General features: G+C 73.1%; 22 protein-coding genes, 2 tRNA genes and 1 other RNA gene. 9 read left to right on the top strand and 16 right to left on the bottom strand.

Annotation, left to right across the window (positions count from 1 at the left end; translation table 11 throughout):
* Nucleotides 1-101 precede the first annotated feature (101 nt).
* Together F3L20_RS31065 and F3L20_RS31060 are read right to left on the bottom strand one after the other, a co-directional pair.
* Nucleotides 102-2,642, bottom strand: coding sequence for an MFS transporter (locus F3L20_RS31065; protein WP_150157082.1), 2,541 nt, complete (start codon nt 2,640-2,642; stop codon nt 102-104).
* A gap of 13 nt (nt 2,643-2,655) precedes the next feature.
* The gene (locus F3L20_RS31060) at nt 2,656-3,147 is read right to left on the bottom strand and encodes a MarR family winged helix-turn-helix transcriptional regulator (RefSeq protein ID WP_150157081.1); all 492 of its coding nucleotides are present in this window, start codon (nt 3,145-3,147) and stop codon (nt 2,656-2,658) included.
* A 228-nt stretch (nt 3,148-3,375) separates the two neighbouring features.
* Between F3L20_RS31060 and F3L20_RS31055 the strand changes: the two genes are divergently transcribed.
* Nucleotides 3,376-3,573: a hypothetical protein gene (locus F3L20_RS31055; protein ID WP_145829532.1), complete on the top strand. Its 198-nt coding sequence runs from the start codon at nt 3,376-3,378 to the stop codon at nt 3,571-3,573.
* Between the two features lie 1,088 nt (nt 3,574-4,661).
* Here the strand turns inward: F3L20_RS31055 and F3L20_RS31050 are convergent.
* The 7 genes from F3L20_RS31050 to F3L20_RS31025 form a co-directional block, all read right to left on the bottom strand.
* Nucleotides 4,662-5,564 carry an RNA polymerase sigma factor SigF gene (locus F3L20_RS31050; RefSeq protein ID WP_145829533.1) on the bottom strand — a complete coding sequence of 301 codons (903 nt, stop codon included), beginning with the start codon at nt 5,562-5,564 and terminating at the stop codon, nt 4,662-4,664.
* Nucleotides 5,565-5,810: 246 nt separating this feature from the next.
* On the bottom strand, nt 5,811-6,647 hold the full coding sequence (locus tag F3L20_RS31045; RefSeq protein ID WP_206338947.1) for an RNA polymerase sigma factor SigF: 837 nt from the start codon (nt 6,645-6,647) through the stop codon (nt 5,811-5,813).
* Between the two features lie 188 nt (nt 6,648-6,835).
* Complete coding sequence (locus tag F3L20_RS31040; RefSeq protein ID WP_150157079.1) at nt 6,836-7,129, bottom strand: Dabb family protein; 294 nt, start codon at nt 7,127-7,129, stop codon at nt 6,836-6,838.
* Entirely contained in the window at nt 7,129-7,305 is a 177-nt protein-coding gene (locus F3L20_RS34190) for a hypothetical protein (RefSeq protein WP_167534644.1), read from the bottom strand. Before F3L20_RS34190 ends, F3L20_RS31040 begins: the two co-directional genes overlap by 1 nt.
* Nucleotides 7,306-7,397: 92 nt before the next feature.
* A tRNA-Ser gene (locus F3L20_RS31035) sits at nt 7,398-7,482 on the bottom strand.
* Nucleotides 7,483-7,527: 45 nt separating this feature from the next.
* A complete protein-coding gene (tadA, locus tag F3L20_RS31030) occupies nt 7,528-7,959 on the bottom strand; it encodes a tRNA adenosine(34) deaminase TadA (RefSeq protein WP_150157562.1) in 432 nt (143 codons plus the stop codon).
* A 65-nt stretch (nt 7,960-8,024) separates the two neighbouring features.
* The gene (locus tag F3L20_RS31025) at nt 8,025-8,564 is read right to left on the bottom strand and encodes a hypothetical protein (RefSeq protein ID WP_150157561.1); all 540 of its coding nucleotides are present in this window, start codon (nt 8,562-8,564) and stop codon (nt 8,025-8,027) included.
* Between the two features lie 1,152 nt (nt 8,565-9,716).
* On the opposite strand from F3L20_RS31025, the gene upp reads away from it, so the two are divergent.
* Nucleotides 9,717-10,352 carry a uracil phosphoribosyltransferase gene (gene upp / locus F3L20_RS31015; RefSeq protein ID WP_024886154.1) on the top strand — a complete coding sequence of 212 codons (636 nt, stop codon included), beginning with the start codon at nt 9,717-9,719 and terminating at the stop codon, nt 10,350-10,352.
* A gap of 62 nt (nt 10,353-10,414) precedes the next feature.
* Here the strand turns inward: upp and F3L20_RS31010 are convergent, their stop codons facing one another.
* The 4 genes from F3L20_RS31010 to F3L20_RS30995 all read right to left on the bottom strand — a co-directional run bounded on the left by F3L20_RS31010 (nt 10,415) and on the right by F3L20_RS30995 (nt 13,184).
* Nucleotides 10,415-11,038 carry a LytR C-terminal domain-containing protein gene (locus F3L20_RS31010; protein WP_150157560.1) on the bottom strand — a complete coding sequence of 208 codons (624 nt, stop codon included), beginning with the start codon at nt 11,036-11,038 and terminating at the stop codon, nt 10,415-10,417.
* 132 nt (nt 11,039-11,170) lie between these two features.
* Entirely contained in the window at nt 11,171-11,467 is a 297-nt protein-coding gene (locus tag F3L20_RS31005; protein ID WP_004943146.1) for a type II toxin-antitoxin system VapB family antitoxin, read from the bottom strand.
* A gap of 353 nt (nt 11,468-11,820) precedes the next feature.
* Complete coding sequence (locus F3L20_RS31000; protein ID WP_150157077.1) at nt 11,821-12,423, bottom strand: HhH-GPD-type base excision DNA repair protein; 603 nt, start codon at nt 12,421-12,423, stop codon at nt 11,821-11,823.
* A gap of 44 nt (nt 12,424-12,467) precedes the next feature.
* Nucleotides 12,468-13,184, bottom strand: a complete 717-nt coding sequence (locus tag F3L20_RS30995; RefSeq protein ID WP_150157559.1) for a siderophore-interacting protein — start codon at nt 13,182-13,184, stop codon at nt 12,468-12,470.
* 81 nt (nt 13,185-13,265) lie between these two features.
* On the opposite strand from F3L20_RS30995, the gene F3L20_RS30990 reads away from it, so the two are divergent.
* The 5 genes from F3L20_RS30990 to F3L20_RS30970 all read left to right on the top strand — a co-directional run bounded on the left by F3L20_RS30990 (nt 13,266) and on the right by F3L20_RS30970 (nt 19,095).
* Nucleotides 13,266-15,359 carry a penicillin acylase family protein gene (locus F3L20_RS30990; RefSeq protein WP_150157076.1) on the top strand — a complete coding sequence of 698 codons (2,094 nt, stop codon included), beginning with the start codon at nt 13,266-13,268 and terminating at the stop codon, nt 15,357-15,359.
* Nucleotides 15,352-15,960 carry a GNAT family N-acetyltransferase gene (locus tag F3L20_RS30985; protein WP_150157075.1) on the top strand — a complete coding sequence of 203 codons (609 nt, stop codon included), beginning with the start codon at nt 15,352-15,354 and terminating at the stop codon, nt 15,958-15,960. Before F3L20_RS30990 ends, F3L20_RS30985 begins: the two co-directional genes overlap by 8 nt.
* On the top strand, nt 15,957-16,436 hold the full coding sequence (locus F3L20_RS30980; RefSeq protein WP_150157074.1) for a cupin domain-containing protein: 480 nt from the start codon (nt 15,957-15,959) through the stop codon (nt 16,434-16,436). The genes F3L20_RS30985 and F3L20_RS30980 overlap by 4 nt, the downstream gene beginning before the upstream one ends.
* Nucleotides 16,433-17,206, top strand: coding sequence for an SDR family NAD(P)-dependent oxidoreductase (locus tag F3L20_RS30975; RefSeq protein ID WP_150157073.1), 774 nt, complete (start codon nt 16,433-16,435; stop codon nt 17,204-17,206). Before F3L20_RS30980 ends, F3L20_RS30975 begins: the two co-directional genes overlap by 4 nt.
* Nucleotides 17,207-17,355: 149 nt before the next feature.
* Nucleotides 17,356-19,095, top strand: a complete 1,740-nt coding sequence (locus F3L20_RS30970) for a copper resistance protein CopC (RefSeq protein ID WP_150157558.1) — start codon at nt 17,356-17,358, stop codon at nt 19,093-19,095.
* 256 nt (nt 19,096-19,351) lie between these two features.
* On the opposite strand, the gene F3L20_RS30965 is transcribed toward F3L20_RS30970, so the two are convergent.
* The 3 genes from F3L20_RS30965 to F3L20_RS30955 form a co-directional block, all read right to left on the bottom strand.
* Complete coding sequence (locus F3L20_RS30965; protein WP_240810796.1) at nt 19,352-19,951, bottom strand: ALF repeat-containing protein; 600 nt, start codon at nt 19,949-19,951, stop codon at nt 19,352-19,354.
* 182 nt (nt 19,952-20,133) lie between these two features.
* Nucleotides 20,134-20,358 carry a hypothetical protein gene (locus F3L20_RS30960; RefSeq protein ID WP_150157071.1) on the bottom strand — a complete coding sequence of 75 codons (225 nt, stop codon included), beginning with the start codon at nt 20,356-20,358 and terminating at the stop codon, nt 20,134-20,136.
* A 148-nt stretch (nt 20,359-20,506) separates the two neighbouring features.
* Nucleotides 20,507-20,594: transfer RNA gene (locus F3L20_RS30955), tRNA-Ser, on the bottom strand.
* 72 nt (nt 20,595-20,666) lie between these two features.
* Between F3L20_RS30955 and ffs the strand changes: the two genes are divergently transcribed.
* Nucleotides 20,667-20,765, top strand: an RNA gene (ffs, locus tag F3L20_RS30950) — signal recognition particle sRNA small type.
* 47 nt (nt 20,766-20,812) lie between these two features.
* The gene (locus F3L20_RS30945) at nt 20,813-23,050 is read left to right on the top strand and encodes a DNA polymerase III subunit gamma and tau (protein ID WP_150157070.1); all 2,238 of its coding nucleotides are present in this window, start codon (nt 20,813-20,815) and stop codon (nt 23,048-23,050) included.
* Nucleotides 23,051-23,120 lie beyond the last annotated feature (70 nt).

The following is a 23,120-nucleotide window of genomic DNA, read 5'->3' as shown; positions in this document are numbered from 1 at the left end:
TCTCCCTGAAAAAGCTCATAAAAGGTCGTGATACGACCGGCCCGCGGCGGGGCGCGTCTCCGCTACAGGACGCGCGGGCCCGCCACGGGCCCGGGCCGGTGCTACTCGCCCGGGTGGGCGAGTTCGATGTCGTGGTCGTCGACACCGGTGCCGGCGACCGTCAGCGCGGTCGCCACCGGCGGGTAACCCGTGGCGATGACGGTGTACTCGCCGCCGTCCAGGTCGGCGAAGGCGTACGCCCCGTCCGCCCCGGTCGTCGCCGTGCCGACCACGTTGCCCGCCGCGTCGACCAGGGTGACCCGGGCGTCGGCCAGCGGACCGTGCGGGGCGCGCACCACGCCCCGGACGTGGGCGCCGCTCTCCAGGTCGGCCTCGACCCGGGTGACACCCGTGGCGCCGATCTCGACCGGCAGTGCGCGCGGCCGGTAACCGGCGGCGTTCACCGCCACGGTCACCGCCCCCGGCACCAGCTCGGCGAACGAGAACTCGCCCTGCTCACCGGTGGTCCCGGTGGCCAGCAGGTCCCCGCGTACGTCGGTGACGATCACCATCGCGTCCCGCACCGGCTGCCCGGTGTCCGCCGCGCGGACCACACCGGTCATGCCGCTGGTGCCGCTGAGCAGGATGTCGTAGGCGACCGGCTCGCCGTTCACCACGACCGTGGACGCCTGCGGCTGGTGGCCGTCGGCGGCGGCGATCAGGACGTACGACCCGGCCGAGGGGGCGTCCACCGCGTAGGAGCCGTCGTCCTGGGCCACCGAGCGGCCCAGCTGACGTCCGCCGAGGGAGATCAGCGTGACCGCGGCCCGCGGCACCGGGGTGCTGTCCGCGCCCCGGACGAAACCGCGCACCGGGATGCCGGAGGAGGCGGACTCCTCGGGACGGGCGACGGTGGCGACGGCGGACACGGGCCGCGCGAAGGTGTCCTCGCCGGTCCGTTCGGTCTCCGAGGTGACGGAGCCCGCGGAGGCGGCGCCCGCGGCCGGGACGGTGGCCGCGGCCTCGGTGGGGGCCGGGACGGCCGGGGCGCCGGTGACGCCGGCCTTCTCCTGGGCGGCCTGTGCCAGCGCGCCCGTGGTCCGCAGCGGGACCTCCTTGATGAACAGGGTCACCAGGAAGCCGAGCAGGGCGACCGGCGCGACGTACAGGAAGATGTCGGCGATGCCGTGCCCGTAGGCGCTCTCCAGCCAGGTGCGGATGCCCGGAGGCAGCAGGTCCATGTCGGGGATGGTGCCGCTGCCGGAGGCCTTGGCGGCCGCCGCCTGCTCCTGCGGGCTGAGCGAACCGATGGTGTCCGCCGCGTAGTTGCTGATCCGGGAGGACATCACCGAGCCGAGCACGGAGACGCCCACCGCACCGCCGAGGGAGCGGAAGAAGGTCACCACCGACGAGGCCGCGCCCAGGTCGCTCGGGGCCACCTGGTTCTGCGTGCAGAGCACCAGGTTCTGCATCATCATGCCGACGCCCAGACCCATCAGCGCCATGAAGATGCCGATGTGCCAGTAGGGGGTGTCGTAGCGCATGGTGCTCAGCAGGCCGAGGCCCGCCGTGAGCAGCACGCCGCCGGCCAGCAGCCAGGCCTTCCAGCGGCCGGTCTTGGTGATGACGATGCCGGAGACGGTCGACGATATGAACAGACCGCCGATCATCGGGATGGTCATGACGCCCGACATGGTCGGGGACTTGTCCCGGGCCAGCTGGAAGTACTGGCTGAAGTAGACGGTGCCCGCGAACATCGCGATACCGACGAACAGCGAGGCCAGCGAGGCCAGCGCGATGGTGCGGTTGCGGAACAGGCGCAGCGGGATGATCGGCTCACTGGCCTTGGACTCGACGAACAGGAAGACCAGCGTCAGCAGGATCGCGCCGCCGACCATCAGACCGGTCTGCCAGGACATCCAGGCGTACTTGTCGTCGGCGAAGGTGACCCAGACGAGCAGCAGGCTGACGGCCGCGGTGACGAAGAAGGCGCCGGCCCAGTCGACCTTGACCTCCCGCTTCACCAGGGGAAGGTTCAGCGTCTTCTGCAGCACGATCAGCGCGATGATCGCGAACGGGACGCCGACGTAGAGGCACCAGCGCCAGCCGAGCCAGCTGGTGTCGGTGATGACACCGCCGAGCAGCGGACCGCCGACGGTCGCGACGGCGAAGGTCGCGCCCAGGTAGCCGGAGTACCGTCCACGCTCACGCGGGGAGATCATCGCGGCCATGATGATCTGCGCCAGTGCGGCCAGACCGCCACCGCCGAGACCCTGGATGGCGCGAGCGATGATCAGCATGCCCGGGTTCTGCGCCGTACCGGCCACGATCGAGCCGATGACGAAGACCACCAGGGCCGTCTGGACCAGGGCCTTCTTGCTGATGAGGTCGGCGAGCTTGCCCCACAGCGGGGTGGAGGCGGTCATCGTCAGCAGCGAGGCGGTGACGACCCAGGTGTAGGCGCTCTGTCCGCCGCCGAGGTCGGAGACGATCTCGGGCAGGGCGTTGGTGACGATGGTCGACGACAGGATGGCGCAGAACATGCCGAGCAACAGCCCGGACAGCGCCTCCATGATCTGCCGATGGGTCATCGGAGCGTCCTGGGAGGGGCCTCCTCCGTGCTTGGCATGAGCCCGCACACCTTGTGGTGTGGTCGTTGCCATGGACTTCCTTCTCTTATGTGTTTGCGGGTGTACGGGGGGTTGTCCCTAGCGCGGGAGGTGCCTGCCGGGGCACGGTGCGCGGGTCGCCGAAGCTGTCCCGGAGCCGGGCCATCAGCTGGGTGAGGCTGCCGACCTCCTCGTCCGACCAGTCGCTCAGCCGCTCGGCGAGGAGCCGGGTCGTGAGCCGGAACATCTCGTCGAGCCGGGTCTGGCCGGCCGGGGTGAGACGCAGGATGCGGGACCGTTTGTCGGCGGGGTCGGGGGAGCGTTCGATCCAGCCGCGCTCGGCCAGGTGGGCGACGTGGCGGCTGGTGACGGACATGTCCACGGACAACAGCTCCGCGAGACGGCTCATGCGCATGTCGCCGTGGCCGCCCAGCAGGGTCAGCACGGCCGCGGAGCCGCTCGGGCAGTCGGCCGGCATGATCCGGTTCATCTCCCGTTTGACGGCGCCGAAGGCGCTGAACTGCCGGACCAGTTCCTCGTACTGTGCCGACTCGGCCATGGCACCTCCGTTTCGTTGCTTAAAGCAACCGTAAGTTTCGATGGTTGCTGAAGGCAAACAAAAGCGCCCCTGTCGGCCCAAAAACTTGGCAAAGGCAAGTAATCGCGGCAGTAAACCCGCAGCTCGGAGCGGTTGTGCCGGTTCGGCGGCGGTCCTCCGTGGCCGGTGCGGCCGCCTGCCCCCGCCCCGCTTGGGGCGCCGGGCGGTGATTCGCTAGGGTCTCGTGACATGGCTAACACCCAGGGCCCGCAGGGCAATCACGACCCCGCCGGCAGCACCCAGATGTTCCGCGCGTTCGTCGACGAGGCCCCCCAGGGGCAGCAGGCGGCGGCGTCCACCAGCGGGGGGCCGCGCATCGGCCTGATCGTCGGCATCGTCGTCGCCGTGGCGGTCGTCGCCGCGGTGGCCTGGCTCGCACTGAAGTAGGAACGGCGCCGGCCCGGCCGCCGACGCGATCTCCCTCCGGGGGCGCTGCGGCGGCCGCGCACCTCGCCCCCTGCGCGGGGGCGCCGGCATGTTCGCGCGGCGGAACGGGCTGTCGCCCGCGCCACGGCGGCGCCTACGCGCCTTGCTCCCTGTGCGGGCGCGCACGCGTGCCCGCAGGGCGGAGCGCCTTGCCGTCGCCGATGCGGCACGCTTCAACGTCTCGCGCCGCGAGCGTCCTGTCGCCGGCGCGGCGTGTGCGCTCGCGCGTTGTCGAGCGTCCTGCCGCCGGCGTGGCTCGTTCATACCCGCGCTGCGCTGCGGTGTACCTCACCGCCCTCGCGGGCGTACTCACCTGCCTGCGCACGCCGGGTACACGCTCGACTCACTCGCTGCCGGGCTCGCTCACGTCTCCCCGATTGTGATGCCCGAGGTTGCCTCGGTGGCTGCCCACGTTCCCGCGTCCGCGAGCGGTGCGGCACTTTTATCCACAGCTGTGGATAACCTTTTCCCGGTCCATCACGGGGCCTCACCCCCACCTGAAGTGATCTGAGCGAGCAGACCGCTGATCAACGCGGGGCTGCCGCGCACCCGGGCGGTCCGGCGCCGCGAAGCGCCCCGTGGGCGGCGGGAGCGACGCGTTGGGTACCTGGGCTGCGGATGCCGCCGGTGACGGCCGGCCTCACGGTCGGCGCGCGGGCCGGTGCTGCGGGGCGCCCGTACGCGCCGCGGTGTACTGCTTGCTCGGGCCGGACTCCGTGCCTGTCTCCGCGGAGGCCTTCGCGCCCCGGCCCCAGCCGTCCAGGACCCGGCCGTGAGCCGGCGGCACGTCCCCTGGGCCGCCGTATGCCTTCGCGCCCCGGCTCCAACCGTCCGGGCCCGGCCGCGAGCCGGTGGCACGTCCTGACCCGGGGCGTCGTAAGCCCGGGTCCCGGAATGCGTGCAGGGCTCAGCTCTCGACGATCCGGGAAGCGCCCGCAGGTGTGGGCTGCCTGCCGTCGGGCGCGAGTCCGCCCGCGTCGTATGGCGGACGCGGAGGTGTCCCGGACCCCAGGGGCCGGGACACCTCCGTACCGGAGTCGCCGCGGACGTCAGTCCGAGATGAGCCCTTCCCGCAGCTGCGCGAGCGTCCGCGTGAGCAGACGCGAGACGTGCATCTGCGAGATGCCGACCTCCTCGCCGATCTGCGACTGCGTCATGTTCGCGAAGAACCGCAGCATGATGATCTGCCGCTCACGCGGCGGCAGCTTCGCCAGCAGCGGCTTCAGGGACTCCCGGTACTCCACGCCCTCCAGCGCCGTGTCCTCGTAGCCGAGGCGGTCCGCCAGCGAGCCCTCGCCGCCGTCGTCCTCCGGGGCGGGGGAGTCCAGCGAGGACGCCGTGTACGCGTTCCCCACCGCGAGGCCGTCGACGACGTCCTCCTCGGACACGCCCAGGACGACGGCGAGTTCGCTCACCGTCGGCGAGCGGTCCAGCTTCTGGGAGAGCTCGTCGCCGGCCTTGGTCAGCGCCAGCCGCAGCTCCTGCAGCCGGCGCGGCACCCGCACCGACCAGGACGTGTCACGGAAGAACCGCTTGATCTCACCGACCACCGTCGGCATCGCGAACGTCGGGAACTCCACGCCCCGTTCGCAGTCGAAGCGGTCGATCGCCTTGATCAGGCCGATGGTGCCGACCTGGACGATGTCCTCCATCGGCTCGTTGCGCGAGCGGAAGCGTGCCGCCGCGTACCGCACGAGCGGGAGGTTGAGTTCGATCAGCGTGTCCCGGACGTAGGCACGCTCCGGGCTGTCCTCGTCGAGCACGGCGAGCCGCAGGAACAGGGAACGGGACAGGGTGCGGGTGTCGAGGGCCGCCGTGTCCGGGAGGTCCGGAGCGGGTGTAGCGGCGAGGGCCGGGCCCTCGTCGATGGGGCCGAGTGCGTCGAGAGCATGGGGAGCTGACTCGCTCTCCGCGAGCGTGAGCACCTTCGAGCTGCCCTGTTCTGCGGACATGCCACCCCCTTTGGGTCGCGGGACGGTCGCGGCGGACGCTCCCGATCCGGGGAACGCAGCCTTCACCTGAATACCGGCGCCGAGGCTCCGGCAAACGCGCTTCCGGCAGAATGTCACATGTCGGCAACGCGCTGTAGTGACATGTCGACATGCGAGACGCGAATCAGCCCTGGAAACAAGGGGTCTGACGGCGTATCGGTCGGAAGAACCACAGAAGTGCGCTCGCGGACGATTCGCTCTTTACGGTTACGCGTCGATCCTGTTTGCGGACCGCAGTCGCTGGAAGCTCCGGGCCAGGAGCCGGGAGACGTGCATCTGCGAGACGCCCAGCTCCGCGCTGATCTGGGACTGCGTCAGATTGCTGTAGTAACGCAGCAGAAGGATGCGCTGCTCGCGCTCCGGCAGCTGCACGAGCAGGTGCCGGACCAGGTCGCGGTGCTCGACCCCGTCGAGGGCCGGGTCCTCGTAGCCGAGCCGGTCCAGCAGGCCGGGCATGCCGTCACCCTCCTGCGCGGCCTCCAGCGAGGTGGCGTGGTACGACCGGCCGGCCTCGATGCAGGACAGCACCTCCTCCTCGGAGATGCGCAGCCGCTCGGCGATCTCGGCGGTCGTCGGGGTGCGCCCGAAGGCGGTGGTGAGGTCCTCGGTCGCGCCGTTGACCTGCACCCACAGCTCGTGCAGCCGACGCGGTACGTGGACGGTGCGCACGTTGTCGCGGAAGTACCGCTTGATCTCGCCGACCACGGTGGGCATCGCGAACGTCGGGAACTGCACGCCCCGCTCCGGGTCGAAGCGGTCGATGGCGTTGATGAGCCCGATGGTGCCGACCTGGACGACGTCCTCCATCGGCTCGTTGCGGGAGCGGAAACGGGCGGCCGCGTAGCGCACGAGCGGGAGGTTCGCCTCGATGAGCGCCGCGCGGACGCGGGCGTGCTCCGCCGTGCCGGGCTCCAGGTTCTTGAGCTGGCCGAACAGCACCTGGGTGAGGGCCCGGGTGTCCGCGCCGCGGCGCTTGGCTGGGGTCTGGACCGCGTCGGGGGACACCTCGTCCTGGGGTGGCGCGGAACTGGCCGACACGGTCAACGCCACCTCTTCATCGCTCACATCGTCCGTCAACTCATCCGTCAAAAGCGGTCATAGCATCACAAGACTGACTCACTGTGTGCAAGCACCGCATATTCCGTGTTGAGGGCGATCGGGCGTCGCCGGGCACGCGAAAGCCCCCTGCCGCAGCGGCAGGGGGCCTCGGTGCACGGGGCGCGGGCGGGGCGTCAGAACTCGTAGTCGGCGATCACCCACGTGGCGAACTCGCGCCACAGGCCCACGCCCGCCTGGTGGTCGGGGTGCTCGACGTACCGGTGCAGCGCCTCGGCGTCGTCGAACGCCGAGTTGATGGCGAAGTCGTAGGCGATGGGGCGGTCGCTGATGTTCCAGGCGCACTCCCAGAAGCGGATCTCTCCGATCTTTCCCTCCAGCGCGCGGAAGGCGTCCACTCCTTCGACGACCTTCGGGTCGTCGCGGCGGACGCCCTTGTTGAGCTTGAACAGCACCAGGTGCCGGATCATCACTTGCCTCCCGCGGCCAGCCAGGTCATGAAGTCGCCGACCGCCTTGGCGGCGTCCGAGATGCCCTGGAACCCGATGAGGACGTAGTCGGCGGCGGTCTCGGGATCCGTGATGATCACGTACAGCACGAAGACCACCAGCAGATAGACGGCGGCCTTCTTCGCGTTCACCGCCATCGCGGCCCTCCCCTGTCACTGCTGTCACACGAGCATCGAGCGGGCCCATGATCGCACGAAGGGCCCCGTCTGACGACGGGGCCCTTCAGAAGCGGTAGCGGAGGGATTTGAACCCTCGGTGACTTGCGCCACACTCGCTTTCGAGGCGAGCTCCTTCGGCCGCTCGGACACGCTACCGAGGGAGACCTTACAGCACGGTGGCGCGTGGTCAGAAATCGGTATTCACCGGCCGCGGAAGAACTCCGTGAGCAGCCGTGCGCACTCCTCGGCGAGCACGCCCTCGATCACTTCCGGGCGGTGGTTGAGGCGCCGGTCCCGTACGAGATCCCACTGGGAGCCCACCGCGCCGGCCTTCTCGTCCCGGGCGCCGTAGACGACCCGGTCCACCCGGGACTGCTGGACCGCGCCCGCGCACATCGTGCAGGGCTCCAGGGTGACGACCAGGGTGCAGCCGGCCAGCCGCCACTCCCCGAGCCGCTCGGCGGCCCGCCGCAGTGCCAGCACCTCCGCGTGTGCGGTGGGATCACCGCCCGCCTCGCGCTCGTTGTGCGCGGAGGACAGCACGGTGGCCCCGTCCGCGGCCAGCACGAGGGCGCCCACGGGGACGTCCCCGCCCGGGACGGCCCGGCGGGCCTCGTCCAGGGCGAGGCGCATCGGCTCACGCCAGCGGTCGCGCACCGGGTCCGGGAGACCCGGTGCGGGGGTGGTCGTCGGCACGGTCAGCGGACGGTCTCCAGGACCTCGGAGGCGCCCAGGGCCTCGGCGATCTCCGAGACGGCGTCCGCGGTCATCGACCGCAGCTCCTTCTCGGTGACGCCCAGGTCGTCCAGGACCTGCGCGTCCCCCACCGGGCCGTGCGGCACGGACTCCCCGGAAACGGTGGGTCCGGTGGCGCCGTCGGCGTCCTCGTCGTCCGGCTCACCGTCCTCCGTGCCGTCGAGGTCGAGGGCGTCCAGGTCGGGGACGTCGTCCCCGGGTTCCCGGCCGAGCAGCTCGTCGGTGAGCAGGATCTCGCCGTAGCTGCTGCGGGCCGCCGCGGCGGCGTCGGAGACGTAGATCCGGGGATCCTCCTCACCGTCCACGCGGACGACGCCGAACCAGCCGTCCTCCTGCTCGATCAGCACGAGCACCGTGTCCTCGTCGGGAGAGGCTTCCCGGGCGAGGTCGGCCAGATCCGACAGGGTTTCCACATCGTCGAGCTCTGTGTCGCTCGCTTCCCACCCGTCTTCGGTGCGCGCGAGCAGTGCGGCGAAGTACACCGTGACTCTCCCACTGGTCATAGGCGTGCCGGTTGGGGTCCCCCGGCGGAGGTGTGCGGGCGGGTGTTCCGGTTCTCCGAGACCCCGCCCACTGGGAATCGTGGCAGAAACAAGGCCATCAGGGGACGTCTTCCGCTCCCTGTGTCCGGCAGTTTCGACCGCAGTGCGCCGAGTGCGCCCCGGAAGGACTCACCAGCGCACTTGTTGCCGCCATGTCGGGATCGTACGCGGCTTTCCCCGCCGCCCCTGTGTGGCGCTCGCAGCCGTCTCGCCGGGGGCACCCCCGGCACCCCCACGACCCCCGCGACAACCGGCCCCCGCCCCACACGACCGGCCCACCCCGGGGCGTGTCGCGCCCAGCACCCCGCCGGGGGGCTCTGCCCCTCCGCGCTCCCGCGCCCTCCGCGGGCAGTCATGCATCCCCCAGTGCCACAAGGGCCTGGGAGGTGCCCCCACGGCGATGGGGGAGGGTGGGCGCGGCGGCACCCCGCGAGCGCCGGGCTGCGCGAACACCCGGCCCGCACCCGCGCCGGGTCACTCCGAACGGACCCCGGCCCCGGCCCGCACCGGCTCACGGTCGAAGCTCCCCGCACCGAGACCGCTACCAGCGAAACGTCCGCATCCGCATCGCATGCCGCAACCGCGCCGCCTTCGCCCGCCGAGGCTGCACCCGATCCCGCAGCGCCCGCGCCTCCGCCAGCTCCCGCAGGAACCGCGCCCGCCGCCGCCGACGGTCGGCCTCCCAGTCGGCCTCCGCCCCGGAAGCCCCGGACGCTCCGCCCGGACCGCCCGCTCCACCGGGACCCGCCGCTCCACCAGGCCCGCCCGGACCGCCCGGCCCGGCCCGGCCACTACGCCCGGCCCGCCCGGCCTGTGCCGTCCTTCCGGCCTGCCCCGTCCGTCCGCCCTGCGAGGCCCGTCCGGCCTGCCCGGCCCTCCCGGCCGGCCTCGCCCGCCCGGCCCGCCCGGGCCCCTCCAGCGCCGACGGATCGTCGCGATCGTCCTGCTCAGGCATTGCCTCACCACCTCAATCCGTCCTTCCCGCCTTCCCCCGCGCAGGCGATTTGACGCCGGCGAAGGAGTGACGGACGACCAGGACGCTTGCCACGCGGGGGGACGCCGACCCCTCAGGTCCCGGTTAATGTTGAGGTCATGCGTCTCCACGTCGTCGACCACCCCCTGGTCGCCCACAAGCTCACCACGCTGCGCGACCAGCGCACCGACTCCGCGACCTTCCGCCGTCTCGCCGACGAGCTGGTCACCCTGCTCGCCTACGAGGCCACGCGTGACGTGCGCACCGAACAGGTCGACATCCGGACGCCCGTCGAGGCGACCACCGGCGTCAAGCTCTCCCACCCCCGCCCGCTGGTGGTGCCGATCCTCCGGGCCGGTCTCGGCATGCTGGACGGCATGGTCCGGCTGCTGCCGACCGCCGAGGTGGGCTTCCTGGGCATGGTGCGCAACGAGGAGACGCTCCAGGCCTCCACCTACGCCACGCGCATGCCGGACGACCTCTCCGGCCGCCAGGTCTACGTCCTGGACCCGATGCTCGCGACCGGCGGCACGCTCGTCGCGGCCATCCAGGAGCTGATCAAGCGCGGCGCGGACGACGTGACCGCCGTGGTGCTGCTGGCCGCGCCCGAGGGTGTCGAGGTGATGGAGCGCGAGCTGGCCGGCACACCGGTGACGGTCGTGACGGCCTCCGTCGACGAGCGCCTCAACGAGCAGGGCTACATCGTGCCGGGCCTCGGCGACGCGGGAGACCGGATGTACGGAGCCGCGGAGTAACTCCGCGCGTCCACCGTTCCCCTCCCGCGCCCTTCAGCGAGAGCGCGGGACCGCTGAACCGCTCAGCAGTTCTTCTTGGAGGCGGGCGCCGGCTCGGGGTTGGCCAGTGAGGTCAGCGCCCGGTCGGCGTCCGCCTTCGCCGTCAGTCCCCGGAAGGCGTCGCCGATGATCAGGTCGAGCTCCACGCCCTTGCGGGCCGGGTCGGTACGGCGTTCGGCGCCGGCGAGCTGCGTGCCGAGCACCGGCAGCGCCGTGTCCAGCGCGGCGGCCGGGCCGAGCAGCACGCCGGTGCCCTTGACCTTCTTGTCGTAGGTCGCGGGCGCGTTGGCCACCTCGCCGATCCGGAAGCCGCGCTTCTTGAGCTCGTCCGCCGTCTTCTGGGCGAGCCCGCCGCGGGTGGTGGCGTTCAGCACGTTGACCGTGATGGTGCCGGGGCGGGGGAGCGCCTTCCCGGCCGCCGCCGCGGGGCTGGCCGCAGGGCTCGCCACGGCGGAGCACGCCTTGGTGCCGGCCGCGGAGGCGGAGTCCCCGCCGCCGGTGAACACGTCGATGAGCTGCAGCGTGCCCCAGCCGCCCACACCGAGCACGGCGACGGACGCGACGGTCAGCACGACGAGCTTTCCGCGCCGCCGGGGCCGGCGCATCCGCGGGTACTTGTCACCCGTGATGCGGTACTGGCCGCCCATGCCGGGTGGAGTGAGCATGCTCATGAGCGCAGCGTAGTGCGCCCGGGCTGCAATGCCTACTAGATGATCATTCGACTGGGTGCAGTCCGACCCGAAAGGGCCAAACTGGCCCGTGAGAGGGTTCGACAGGCCTCAGTCGAGTTCGAGAACCCGCGCGTGCAGCACCTGGCGCTGCTGGAGCGCGGCGCGCACCGCGCGGTGCAGTCCGTCCTCGAGGTACAGATCGCCCTGCCACTTCACGACGTGCGCGAAGAGGTCGCCGTAGAAGGTCGAGTCCTCGGCGAGGAGCGTCTCGAGGTCGAGCTGCTGCTTGGTCGTCACGAGCTGATCGAGGCGGACCGGGCGCGGCGCCACGTCCGCCCACTGCCGGGTGCTTTCCCGGCCGTGGTCGGGGTACGGCCGGCCGTTTCCGATGCGCTTGAAGATCACACGGAAAGCCTACCGGTCGAGACGTTCCGGGCGCAGCCATGGCGACGCAGTACGGCGCCGCAAAAGCACCCGCATACCGGGAGCAAACGGGCCCGCGGTCCCCCGGGGTGACCTGGCGCGCCTCCCCGTGCCGTTCCGGGGCCCGCCGGCCGCCCCGCCACCACGCCGGCAGGACGGACGCCCCGCGCCGGCCCGGTCACCACGCCGGCAGGACGGACGCCCCGCGCCGGCCCGGTCACCACGCCGGCAGGACGGACGCCCCGCGCCGGCCCGGTCACCACGCCGGCAGGACGAACGCCCCGCGCCGGCCCGGCCACGACGGCGTGCGGACGAACCACCGGACGGGCGCCCGCTCACGCCCCCGGCTTCTTCGCGGCCTTGGCCGCCTTCGCCGCCGCCTTCATCTCCTGCTTGTGCGCCCGCACCTTCACCAGGGACTCGGGGCCCGTGATGTCCGCGACGGACCGGAAGGACTTCTCCTCGCCGTAGGCGCCGGCCGCCTCCCGCCAGCCGGCGGGGCGGACACCGAGCTGCTTGCCCAGCAGGGCGAGGAAGATCTGCGCCTTCTGCTTGCCGAACCCCGGCAGTTCCTGCAGCCGCCTCAGCAGCTCCCGGCCGTCCTCGACGCCCCGCCAGACGGCCTCGGCGTCACCGTCGTAGTGCTCGACGAGGTACCGGCACAGCTGCTGGATGCGCCCGGCCATGGAGCCCGGGTAGCGGTGCACGGCGGGCTTCTCCGAGAGCAGCGCCGCGAACGCCTCGGGGTCGTACGCCGCGATCTCGTGCGCGTCGAGGTCGTCCGAGCCGAGCCGCCGCGCGATCGTCGCCGGGCCCTTGAACGCCCACTCCATCGGGATCTGCTGGTCCAGCAGCATCCCGGTCAGCGCGGCGAGCGGGCTGCGGCCCAGCAGCCGGTCGGCGTCGGGGTCCTGGGCGAGGTGCAGTGTGACGTCCATGCCCCCGATGATCGCGCGTCGCCCCGTTGATCGCGCGTCGCGGGTCAGCTCGCGCGCCAGTACCCGAGCGCCTGCACCCGCTGCTTGGGGACGGCCAGCTCCTTGCGGACGAACGCGCCCAGCGTGCGGGTGGTCGCGGTGTCGCAGGCGATCCACACGTACGGGTCGGGGCCGGACCTCAGCAGGTCGGGCAGTTCGGCGCGCACCCGCTCGACCAGCGCGGCCTCCCGCCGGGGCACCTCGCGCACCTCGTGGCGCGCGGGGTCGGCGGCCCAGGGCAGCCCTTCCAGGGAGCCCTCGAACCAGATGGTCGCCGGGGCGTCACCCAGGGCGCCGAGCAGGGAGTTGATGGCGGGCAGCGAGGCCGGGTCGCCGACCACGCAGACGTGGGACGGAGCCGGGCTGGGCTGCTCGAACCCCGTGCCCTGCACGGTCGCCTCGACGGTGTCGCCGGGCTTCGCGGCCCGGGCCCAGTCGCTCGCGCAGCCCTCGTGCAGCGCGAACTCCAGGGCGAAGGTGCCGGCCTCCGGGTCCGGGTCGACCAGGGTGTAGGCGCGCTGGTGCGGCCTGCCCGCGTTGTCGAACCACAGCCGCACCCACATCGTGGGGTGCACGCCGGTCGTCGCCAGCATGCCGCCGTCGGTGAAGGTCACCCGCCGGTAGTCCGCGGTGACGTCCTCCGTGCCCGTCACGGTGAACTCGAAATCCTTCGCGCGCAGCAGTTTGAGAACCGCGCCCTCCCAACCCCGCCCCTGCCCCATCGCGTCCTCACCCTTCGCGTACGATTCCGCCACGTCACGGTTTACTTAGGGGAGCCTAACCTAAAGTGAAATGAGGGCACAGTGTCCGGTGCGATCTTCCGGGACCCCTGGGGGATTCCCCATCTGCGGGCGGACGACGCGCGTGAACTCGCGCGCGTCCAGGGGCTGGTGACCGCCCTCGACCGCGGCTGGCAGATCGAGGTGGAGCGGCACCGCGCCCAGGGCACCTCGGCCTCCTTCCTCGGCGCCGCGGAACTGTCCTGGGACGTACTGGTCAGGCGCGCCCGGGTGACCGACACGGCCCGCCGCTGCTTCGCCCGCCTGGAGGAGGGCGACCCGGAGACCGCCGACTGGATCCGGGCGTACGTCACCGGCGTCAACGAGGGCCTGGAGGGGCTCGACGCCCCGGAGTTCGCCCGCGCCGGCACCGTCCCCGGCCGCTGGGAGCCGTGGACCCCGCTGGCGGTGTGGCTGTCCACGCACCTCCTCTTCGCCGGGTTTCCCGCCAAGCTGTGGCGCGACCACGTCGCCGGGCGCCTCGGGCCGGACGCCGTGGGCCTGTTCGCCACCGACGGCCCCGGCACCTCGGGCAGCAACGGCTGGCTGGTCGCGGGGGAGCGCACGGTCACCGGGCAGGCGGTGATCGCCGGCGACCCGCACCGGTTCATCGAGGATCCCGGTGTCTACCAGCAGATACGTCTGTCCTGCCCGGAGTTCGACGTCCTCGGCCTCGCCGTGCCGGGCGTCCCCGGCATCGCCCACTTCGGCCACACCGGCACGGTCGCCTGGGCCATCACCAACGCCATGGCCGACTACCAGGACCTCTACCGCGAGCGGCTGCGGCGCACCGGCGCCGGCATCGAGGCGCTCGGCCCGGACGGCACCTGGCGGCGGGCCGCCCGGCACACCGAGACCGTCGAGGTGGCGGGCGAGGAACCCGTCGAGGTGGAGGTGGTCGAGACCGAGCGCGGCCCCGTCGTCATCGGCGGCCCCGAGGGTCTCGACGGCGGGGTCCCCGAGTCCGGTGAGCCGCCGCTCGCCGTCGCCCTGCGGTACCCGCCGCGCGTCACCGGTGACCTCGGCTTCGGCGCGCTGCTGCCCCTGCTTCGGGCCCGTCGCGTCGCCGACGTCGACCGCGCCGTGGACCTGTGGGCCGAGCCCGTCAACGTCGTCCTGGCCGCCGACACCGAGGGCGGCACCCTGCACCGGGTGGCCGGCCGCGTCCCCGTACGCGCCGAGGCCAACGGCTCCCGGGTGGTGCCCGCGTGGGAGCCCGGCCACGAGTGGCGGGGCCGGCACGAGACCCCCCGCGCCGGACTCGACGACGGCGTCGCCGTGATGGCCAACCAGCGCGGGCCCGCCGCCCCCCTCGGCGTGGAGTTCGCCCCGCCGCACCGCGCCGACCGCATCGCCGCGCTGCTCGCGCGGCAGCACCGCTGGTCCGCCGCCGGCATGGCGGCCCTCCACACCGACACCCACCTCGCCTCCGCCGCCCCCCTCCTGGACCGCCTGGCCGCGCTCGACACCTCGGCCCTCACCGGACCCGCCGTCGCCCTGCGCGAGCGCCTGCTCGCCTGGGACCGGCACATGGACGCGGACAGCGCCGACGCGGCCGCATTCGCGGCCCTGCGCGGCGCGGTCGTCCGCGGACTCGCCGCCGAGCCCGCCCTCGCGGCGGCCGCGACCCCGCCGCCGTACCCGGAGGTGTTCCGGCCCTGGCTCGCGCTGGTCCCGCGCATCGGGTTCGCCCTCGGACACCTGCTGGCGGCCGAGGACCTGTTCGGCATCGACCGCCCGGCCGTCGTCCGCGCGGCGCTGGAGGAGGTGGCCGCCGCGCCGCCCGCCGGCGTCTGGGGCGACACCCACCGCCTCGCGCCCTGGCGGGCCCTGCCGTCCGAGGCGCCGCAGGAGGAGCCCGGCCTGTCCGGCGACCACGACTGCGTGCTGTGCACCTCCGCCGTGCCCGGCATCACCGACCTCGCCGCCCGCGGGCCCGCCGCCCGCTACGTCTGGGACCTGGCCCGGCGCGAGGACAGCCGCTGGGTGGTGCCGCACGGCGCCTCCGGCCGGCCCGGATCACCCCACCACCGAGACCAGCAGCCCCTGTGGCTCGCCGGCGACCTGGCCCCGGTCGTCACCGACTGGGCGCAGCTGACGAAGGAGACCGATGTCTGACCCGTACGCCTCCCGCCCGGCCGTCCACGAGCAGACGGTCGACGGCTTCGGCACCGTGCGCGTCCTGCCGCTCGACCCCGCCGCCGACGCGCCCCTGCTGCACCGCTGGGTGAGCGAGGAACGCGCCGTGTTCTGGGGCATGAACGGCCTCACCGTGGAGCGGGTCGCCGAGATCTACGCGCACATGGAGACCCTCGACACCCATCACGCGTACCTCGTCGTCAAGGACGGCGACCCGGCCGCGCTGCTCCAGACGTACGAGCCGGAGGCCGACCGGGTGGGCGCGTGCTACCCCGTCGAACCGGGCGACATCGGCATTCACCTGCTGCTCGCGGGCGCGGGGCCGGGCGAGACACGCCCGGGCTGGACCGCCGGTCTTGCGGCCGCCGTCCTCACCTACGTGCTGGAGGTGCTGGACCGCCGGCGGATCGTCGTCGACCCGGACGTCGCCAACGAGAAGGCGGTCGCCCGCTTCGTCAGGCAGGGCTTCACCACCGGTCCTCGGGTCGTGCTCCCCGAGGTCGACCTGCCGGACGTGTACCTCCCGGAGAAGAAGGCACAACTCGCCTTCCTCACCCGCGAGGTAGCCTTCGGCGGGTGACCCCCGACGACCTCGTCGCCCACTACGGACTGGAGCCGATCCCCCGTGAGGGAGGCCGGTTCCGGCAGACCTGGGCCGGTCCCGTCCGCCCCGACGGCCGCCCCGAGGGCACCGCCATCGTCGCCCTGCTCACCGACGCGCCCGGCGACTTCTCCGCCCTGCACCGCCTGCCCGCGGACGAGACCTGGCACCACTACCTCGGTGACCCGCTGCGGATGCTGCTGCTCGCCCCCGACGGCGGCAGCAGCACCCCGGTGCTCGGCCCCGACGTCCTCGGCGGCCAGCACGTCCAGCTCACCGTCCCCGCCGGCACCTGGATGGGCGCCCGGGTCGCGGCGGGCGGCTCCTGGACGCTGTTCGGCTGCACGATGGCACCCGGCTTCACCTACGAGGGCTACGAGCACGGCGACCCGGCCGAGCTGGCGGCCCGTCACCCGGACCGGGCGGCCCTCGTCGCGGAGTTCGGCAGACCATGAGGGAGCCGGGACTGCTGCACGGCCAGGTCGCCCTGGTCACCGGCGCGGGGGGCGGCATCGGCGGAGGCATCGCCCGGCGGTTCGCCGAGGAGGGCGCGGCCGTCGCCCTGCACTGCCGCACCTCGGTCGCGTCCGCGCAGGGGACCGCCGCCGCCATCCGGGACGCGGGCGGCAGGGCCGTCGTCCTGCGGGCCGACCTCACCGACGAGGACGCCTGCCACCGCCTGGTCGCCGAGACGGCCGAACGGTTCGGCGGCCGGCTCACCGCGCTGGTCAACAACGCCGGTGTCCAGCCGGTCCAGGAACTCGCCGGCATGACGGCGGCCGAGTGGCGGGCGGTCGTGGACACCAACCTCACCGCCGTCTTCGCCTGCACCCAGGCGGCCGCCCGGCTGATGCGGGACCAGGACGGCGGCGGCTCCGTCACCCACATCGCCTCCGTCGAAGGCCGCTTCCCCGCCCCCGGGCACGCCCATTACGGCGCCGCCAAGGCCGCGGTGGTGATGCACGCCCGCACGGCGGCCCTGGAGTACGGCCCCTGGGGCGTCCGCGTCAACACGGTCTCGCCCGGCCTGATCGACCGGGAGGGCCTGGCGGACGCCTGGCCGGAGGGCGTACGCCGCTGGCGGGAGGCGTCCGCCGTGGGCCGGCTCGGCCGCCCGGAGGACATCGGCGACGCCTGCGTGTTCCTCGCCTCCCCGCTGGCGTCCTGGGTGACCGGGCACGACCTGGTGGTGGACGGAGGGGCGACGTCCCGCCCGACCTGGTGATTCCGCGCCCGTCCCGTTGAGCGGGCGGCGCCTTCCGTCCGTACTCCCTGGGAGGCGAACGGCCAGGAGGCGGGTACGACGTGGAGCGACGGCGCGGTGAGGCGGCGGTCGGCCGTGGAGGGGGCGGGTCACGGCGGCTCCGGGCCCTGGTGCTGCTGGGCACCCTGCTGATCCTGCTGCTCGGCGGCGCGGCCCCGGCGAGCGCCCACGCGGCCCTGCGCGCCAGCGACCCCGCGGAGGGGAGCGTCGTCAAGGCGGCGCCCCCGCACATCACCCTGACGTTCACCGAGTCCGTGGGCCTGCTCGAGGACTCCTTCCGCGTCTACGGCCCCGACAACCGCCGCGTGCACATGGAGGAGCCCGCGCACGCGGCCGGCGCCGCCGACACCGCGCGCGCCGCACTGCCCCGCGACCTCGCCGAGGGCACGTACACCGTGGCCTGGCGGGTGGTCTCGGCGGACAGCCACCCGGTGTCGGGCGCGTTCACCTTCTCCGTCGGCAAGCCGTCACCGACCCCGCCCGCGGCCCCCGCCGACCACGCCGAACACCCGGTCACCAAGAGCCTGTACGACACCGGCCGCTACCTCGCCTACATCGCCGCGGCGCTGCTCATCGGCACGGCGGCGTTCGCGGCGCTGTGCCGCCCGCCGGACACGGCACCGCTGCGGGCGCCGCTGCTGTTCGGCTGGTGGACCCTGCTGGTGACGACGGCCGCGCTGCTGGTCCTGCGCGCCCCGTACGAGAAGGGGACGTCCCCGGCGACGGCACTGGACCTCTCGTCGTTCCCCGGCACACTGACCGGCCGCCCCGGCCTGGCCCTCCTCACCCGCCTCGCCCTCCTGCTGACGGCCGCGTTCCTGGTCCCCCTCCTCCGTCGCCGCTCCCCGCGCACCCGTGTGACGGCGGGCGCGGCCCTGTCCCTCGGCCTGGCCCTGACGTGGGCGTCGGCCGAACACGCCTCGGCCGGCATCCAGGTACCGGTCGCCATGACGTCGTCGGTGCTGCACCTGCTGGCGATGGCGGCCTGGCTCGGCGGCCTCACCGCCCTCCTGCTCACCCTTCACCGCGCGAAGACCCCGCCCCCGTACCCGACGGTCGCGCGCTTCTCCCGCCTGGCCTTCACCTCGGTGACGGTCCTCGTCGTCACCGGCGTCTACCAGTCCTGGCGCGGCCTCGGCTCCTGGTCCGCCCTCACGGGGACGACGTACGGCCGGACCCTGACCGTGAAACTGGCCGCGACGGTCTTCCTGCTGCTCGCGGCGGCCCTGTCCCGCCGCTGGACGACCCTGCCGGCCCGGCCGGCGCCGGCCGAGGAACGCGTGCCGGCGCTGGTAGGTTCGGCGGGCCCGCCCCCCGAACCGAGGACCACCACCGTGACCGCCGGAGCGGAGGCCCTCCACCGCCGCGCCCTGCGCCGCTCCGTGCTGGCGGAGGTCGTCGTGGCGGTGGCCGTCCTGCTGATCACCACGGTGCTGACCGGCACACTGCCGTCCCGCGCGGAGGCCGAGGCGGCCAAGGCACCGGAGCCGCAGGTGGCGGGCCTGCCCGGCGCGGAGGCGTTCACGGTCCCCTACGACACGGGCACCCCCGGCGGCAGCGGCACGGTCCAGCTCCAGATGGACCCCGGCCGGGTCGGTGAGAACGGCCTCCAGGCGGTGGTCTTCGGACCTCAGGGCGCCCTGACCTTCGTCCCGGAACTCCGCGTCTCCTTCACCCTCCCGGCCAAGGACGTGGGCCCCATCGACGCCAAGCTCACCGACCGGGGCGGCTACTGGGCCACCAACGACCTCACCCTCCCCCTGGAGGGCACCTGGACGCTGAAACTCACCGTCCGCGTCTCGGACATCGACCAGATCACCGAGACCCGCCAGGTGAAAATCACCCGCTGACCCATCGGCACGCCGACCACGCCGCACTGCCGGAGCGGTACATCACCTCCTCCTTCGGTGCCCTGATCGAGCCCGGCCCTGGTCACACGCTCCTCCCCCGTGGACGGCACCACCCTGATGACGTCGGTGACGTACCACTGGCACGCCCCGTCCGCCCTCCCTGACGTTCTGCTCCGGGCCACACGACGATCCCGAGGTGACCGCCGCGGTTCTGGAGCCGAGGGCGTGAGTGGTTCCGACCGGGCGTGGCCGTAGGTCAGGCGGCCCTGTAGGTCGCCAGCCAGGTGTGTATCTCTTCCGCGTCCATGCGGTCCAGGAGGCCGTTGATCTCCTGCACCAGCTTGGTGTCGCCGGCCTTCTGGGCCTGGCCGAGGATGACGAAGAGCGCGACGCGGTCGTCCTCGGCCTGCGCGAGCGGGTAGCCGGTCTCCAGCCAGGCGCGCGTCTCCTCGGGGACGTCAAGGTCGAGGAGGGCGTTGATCTCCTTGATGACCCGCTTGTCGCCGTTCTGCTGGGCTTCGCCGAGAATGACGAAGAGCGTGAACCTGTCGTCATCGGCCTGGGCGAGCGGGTAGCCGGTCTTCAGGAACGTGCGCATGTCGTCGACGGTGCCGTTGAGGGCCTGGGTGGCTGCCTCGGTGACGCTCCTGCCGCCGGCCTCGGTCTCCAGGATCGCGGTGATCGCGGCGCGCAGCTCGTCTTCCGTCATCTCGTCCATCGGCGTCTCGGACGAGACCGTCGCGGTCGTCGCGGGGGCGGGTGCGGCCGACGGGCCGGCGAAGGCCGGGGTGGAGAGGACAAGAGCGGGGGCCAGCGCCGTGGCCGCGACGAGCAGGCCCGCGCGATGCTGTCTCACGAATGTGCCTCCTGTTCTGAGGTGGACACCGTGATCATCACCGCCCGCGTTGCTCGAACGCACTGCCGCATTCGGGCAGTTTTCCGCGCGCGTTGCTTGCCGCCCCCGCCCCGGCCGGCGGGTGGGCCGCCATGTGTCCGGCATCACGCCTGCCGGCCATGAGGTGGCCGGATGCGGCGCCCCTAGAGCTTGGTCATCTTGGCGTACGGGCTCAGGATCCTCATGGGCGCCCCCGAGCCGAAATCCACGAGCACCGCGACTCCGTCCTCGACGTCGACCACCCGACCGAGGCCGTGCACGTCATGGGTGACCGGGTCGCCCGGGGCGAAGTGCTTGGCAGCCGGTGCGACCGGGGCCTTGAAGGGACTGGTGGGCAGATGGCGTTTCGATACCGCTGGCTTGGTCATGGCTCAGTATGCGCCTCCGTGCCGAGCGGGGTCGTGGCTCGCGCCGTGCTTGTGACGCTGGTCATGCTCCACGGGAACGGAGACGGACAACGTCGAAGGGCCCCACTGCGAACAGTGGGGCCCTTCGACTTCGTGCCCGGTGAGGCACTGGCGGAGGATACGAGATTCGAACTCGTGAGGGGTTGCCCCCAACACGCTTTCCAAGCGTGCGCCCTAGGCCTCTAGGCGAATCCTCCGCCAGGAACATTACATGACCGAGAGGAGTGCTCGCGAACTCGTTCCGGGCCCGGGACATGGGGTAGCCTCTGCGTAGCCCCTCACGCGGCGCTATCTGACTGAACTCCCCCAGGGCCGGAAGGCAGCAAGGGTAGGTCGGCTCTGGCGGGTGCGTGGGGGGCGCTTGCGTTCCGAGCGGCCGGTCCGGTTGTCGGCGGGCGCCTATAACCTCGTAAGCGTGTCGTCTCTCGCGCTGTACCGCCGCTATCGCCCGGAGTCGTTCGCCGAGGTCATCGGGCAGGAGCATGTCACCGACCCGTTGCAGCAGGCGCTGCGGAACAACCGGGTCAATCACGCGTACCTGTTCAGCGGTCCCCGCGGCTGCGGCAAGACGACCAGCGCCCGCATCCTCGCCCGGTGCCTGAACTGCGAGCAGGGGCCCACGCCCACGCCGTGCGGTCAGTGCCAGTCGTGCCAGGACCTCGCGCGCAACGGCCCCGGTTCGATCGACGTCATCGAGATCGACGCCGCTTCCCACGGTGGTGTGGACGACGCCCGTGACCTGCGGGAGAAGGCGTTCTTCGGGCCCGCGTCCAGCCGCTACAAGATCTACATCATCGACGAGGCCCACATGGTCACGTCGGCCGGTTTCAACGCGCTGCTCAAGGTCGTCGAGGAGCCGCCGGAGCATCTGAAGTTCATCTTCGCGACCACCGAGCCCGAGAAGGTCATCGGGACCATCCGCTCCCGGACGCACCACTACCCCTTCCGGCTCGTCCCGCCCGGCACCCTCCGGGAGTACCTGGGTGAGGTGTGCCACAAGGAGGGCATGGCCGTCGAGGAGGGCGTGCTGCCGCTGGTGGTGCGCGCCGGCGCCGGCTCCGTGCGTGACTCGATGTCCGTCATGGACCAGCTGCTCGCCGGCGCGAGGGAGGAGGGCGTGACGTACGCCATGGCCACCTCCCTGCTGGGCTACACCGACGGCTCGCTGCTCGACTCCGTCGTCGAGGCCTTCGCCACGGGTGACGGCGCGGCGGCCTTCGAGGTCGTCGACCGGGTGATCGAGGGGGGCAACGACCCGCGCAGGTTCGTCGCCGACCTGCTGGAGCGGCTGCGCGACCTGGTCATCCTCGCCGCCGTTCCCGACGCCGCCGACAAGGGCCTGATCGACGCCCCCGCCGACGTCCTGGAGCGGATGCAGGCCCAGGCCGGCACCTTCGGGCCCGCCGAGCTCAGCCGTGCCGCCGACATCGTCAACGAGGGCCTCACCGAGATGCGCGGCGCCACCTCGCCCCGTCTCCAGCTGGAGCTGATCTGCGCGCGCGTGCTGCTGCCCGCCGCGTACGGCGACGAGCGCTCGCTCATGGCGCGGCTGGACCGCATCGAGCGCGGCGTGCAGTTCTCCCCGGGCGCGGTGGCCGCCGCGCCCGCGATGGGGTACGTCCCCGGTCCGGAGGCGCACGGAGCAGCGGCTCAGGCGCCCGCACCCGCTGTCGAGCCGGGGGGCGGTCCCGCCGCCGCCCGGGCCGCCGTACGGGCCCAGGGACCCGCCCCCGCCGCCCCGGCGGCCCCCACGCCTCCGCCCGCCCAGGCTCCGGCCCCGGCCGCTCCTCCGGCCGCGCAGACCCCGCCTCCGGCCCCGGCCCCCTCCGGCCCCCCGGCAGGCCCCGCACCGGATGCCGCGCCGTCCGCACCCGCCCCCGGTGCCTGGCCCACCGCCTCCCCCGCCGGCGGCGGCGCGGCCCGGCGTCCCGGCGGGTGGCCCACGGCCGCCCCGGCGGGCAGCGGAAGCAGGCCCCCGGCGGCAGCCCCCGCCGCTGCCCCCGCACCCGCCCCGCAGGCCCAGCCGGCGGCGCCGTCGCCCGCGCCCTCGGGCGGCGGTGGCGGCCTCGACCCCCGCATGCTCTGGCCGAACATCCTGGAGACGGTCAAGAACCGCCGCCGCTTCACCTGGATCCTGCTCAGCCAGAACGCCCAGGTGACCGGCTTCGACGGCACGACCCTCCAGATCGGCTTCGTGAACGCGGGCGCCCGGGACAACTTCCTCAGCAGCGGCAGCGAGGACGTGCTGCGCCAGGCGCTGGCCGAGCAGTTCAACGTGCAGTGGAAGATCGAGGCGGTCGTCGACCCGTCCGGCGGTGGCTCGGGCGTCCCCGCCCCCGCGGGACCGCCCGGCGGCCGCAGCGGCGGCGGTGGCGGCGGTTACGGAGGCGGCGACGGCCGTCGGCCCTCCGCCCCTTCGGCGGGTGCCCCGTCCGCCCCCGCACCGCCCTCGGCCGCTCCACCGGCGTCCGCGTCCGGCCCCGCCCCGGCGCCCGCGCCCCGGCCGTCCGCCCCGGAACCCCCTCCCGTCTCCCCCGAGGACGACATCCCGGAGGACGACGACCCCGACCTGAACGAATCCGCCCTGTCCGGTAGGGAACTGCTGGTCCGCGAGCTGGGCGCGACGGTCGTCGAGGAGTTCACCAACGAGTAGCGGCGCCCCTCCGCGCGGGCGGGCGGCCGCGGCGGCCCCGGGCCTCGTCGTTGGAGGAACGCACAAGCGC

Source organism: Streptomyces tendae (assembly GCF_008632955.1).
GTDB lineage: Bacteria > Actinomycetota > Actinomycetes > Streptomycetales > Streptomycetaceae > Streptomyces.
Note: the sequence above shows the minus strand (reverse complement) of the source record. Positions and strands in the feature narration are given on the sequence as shown.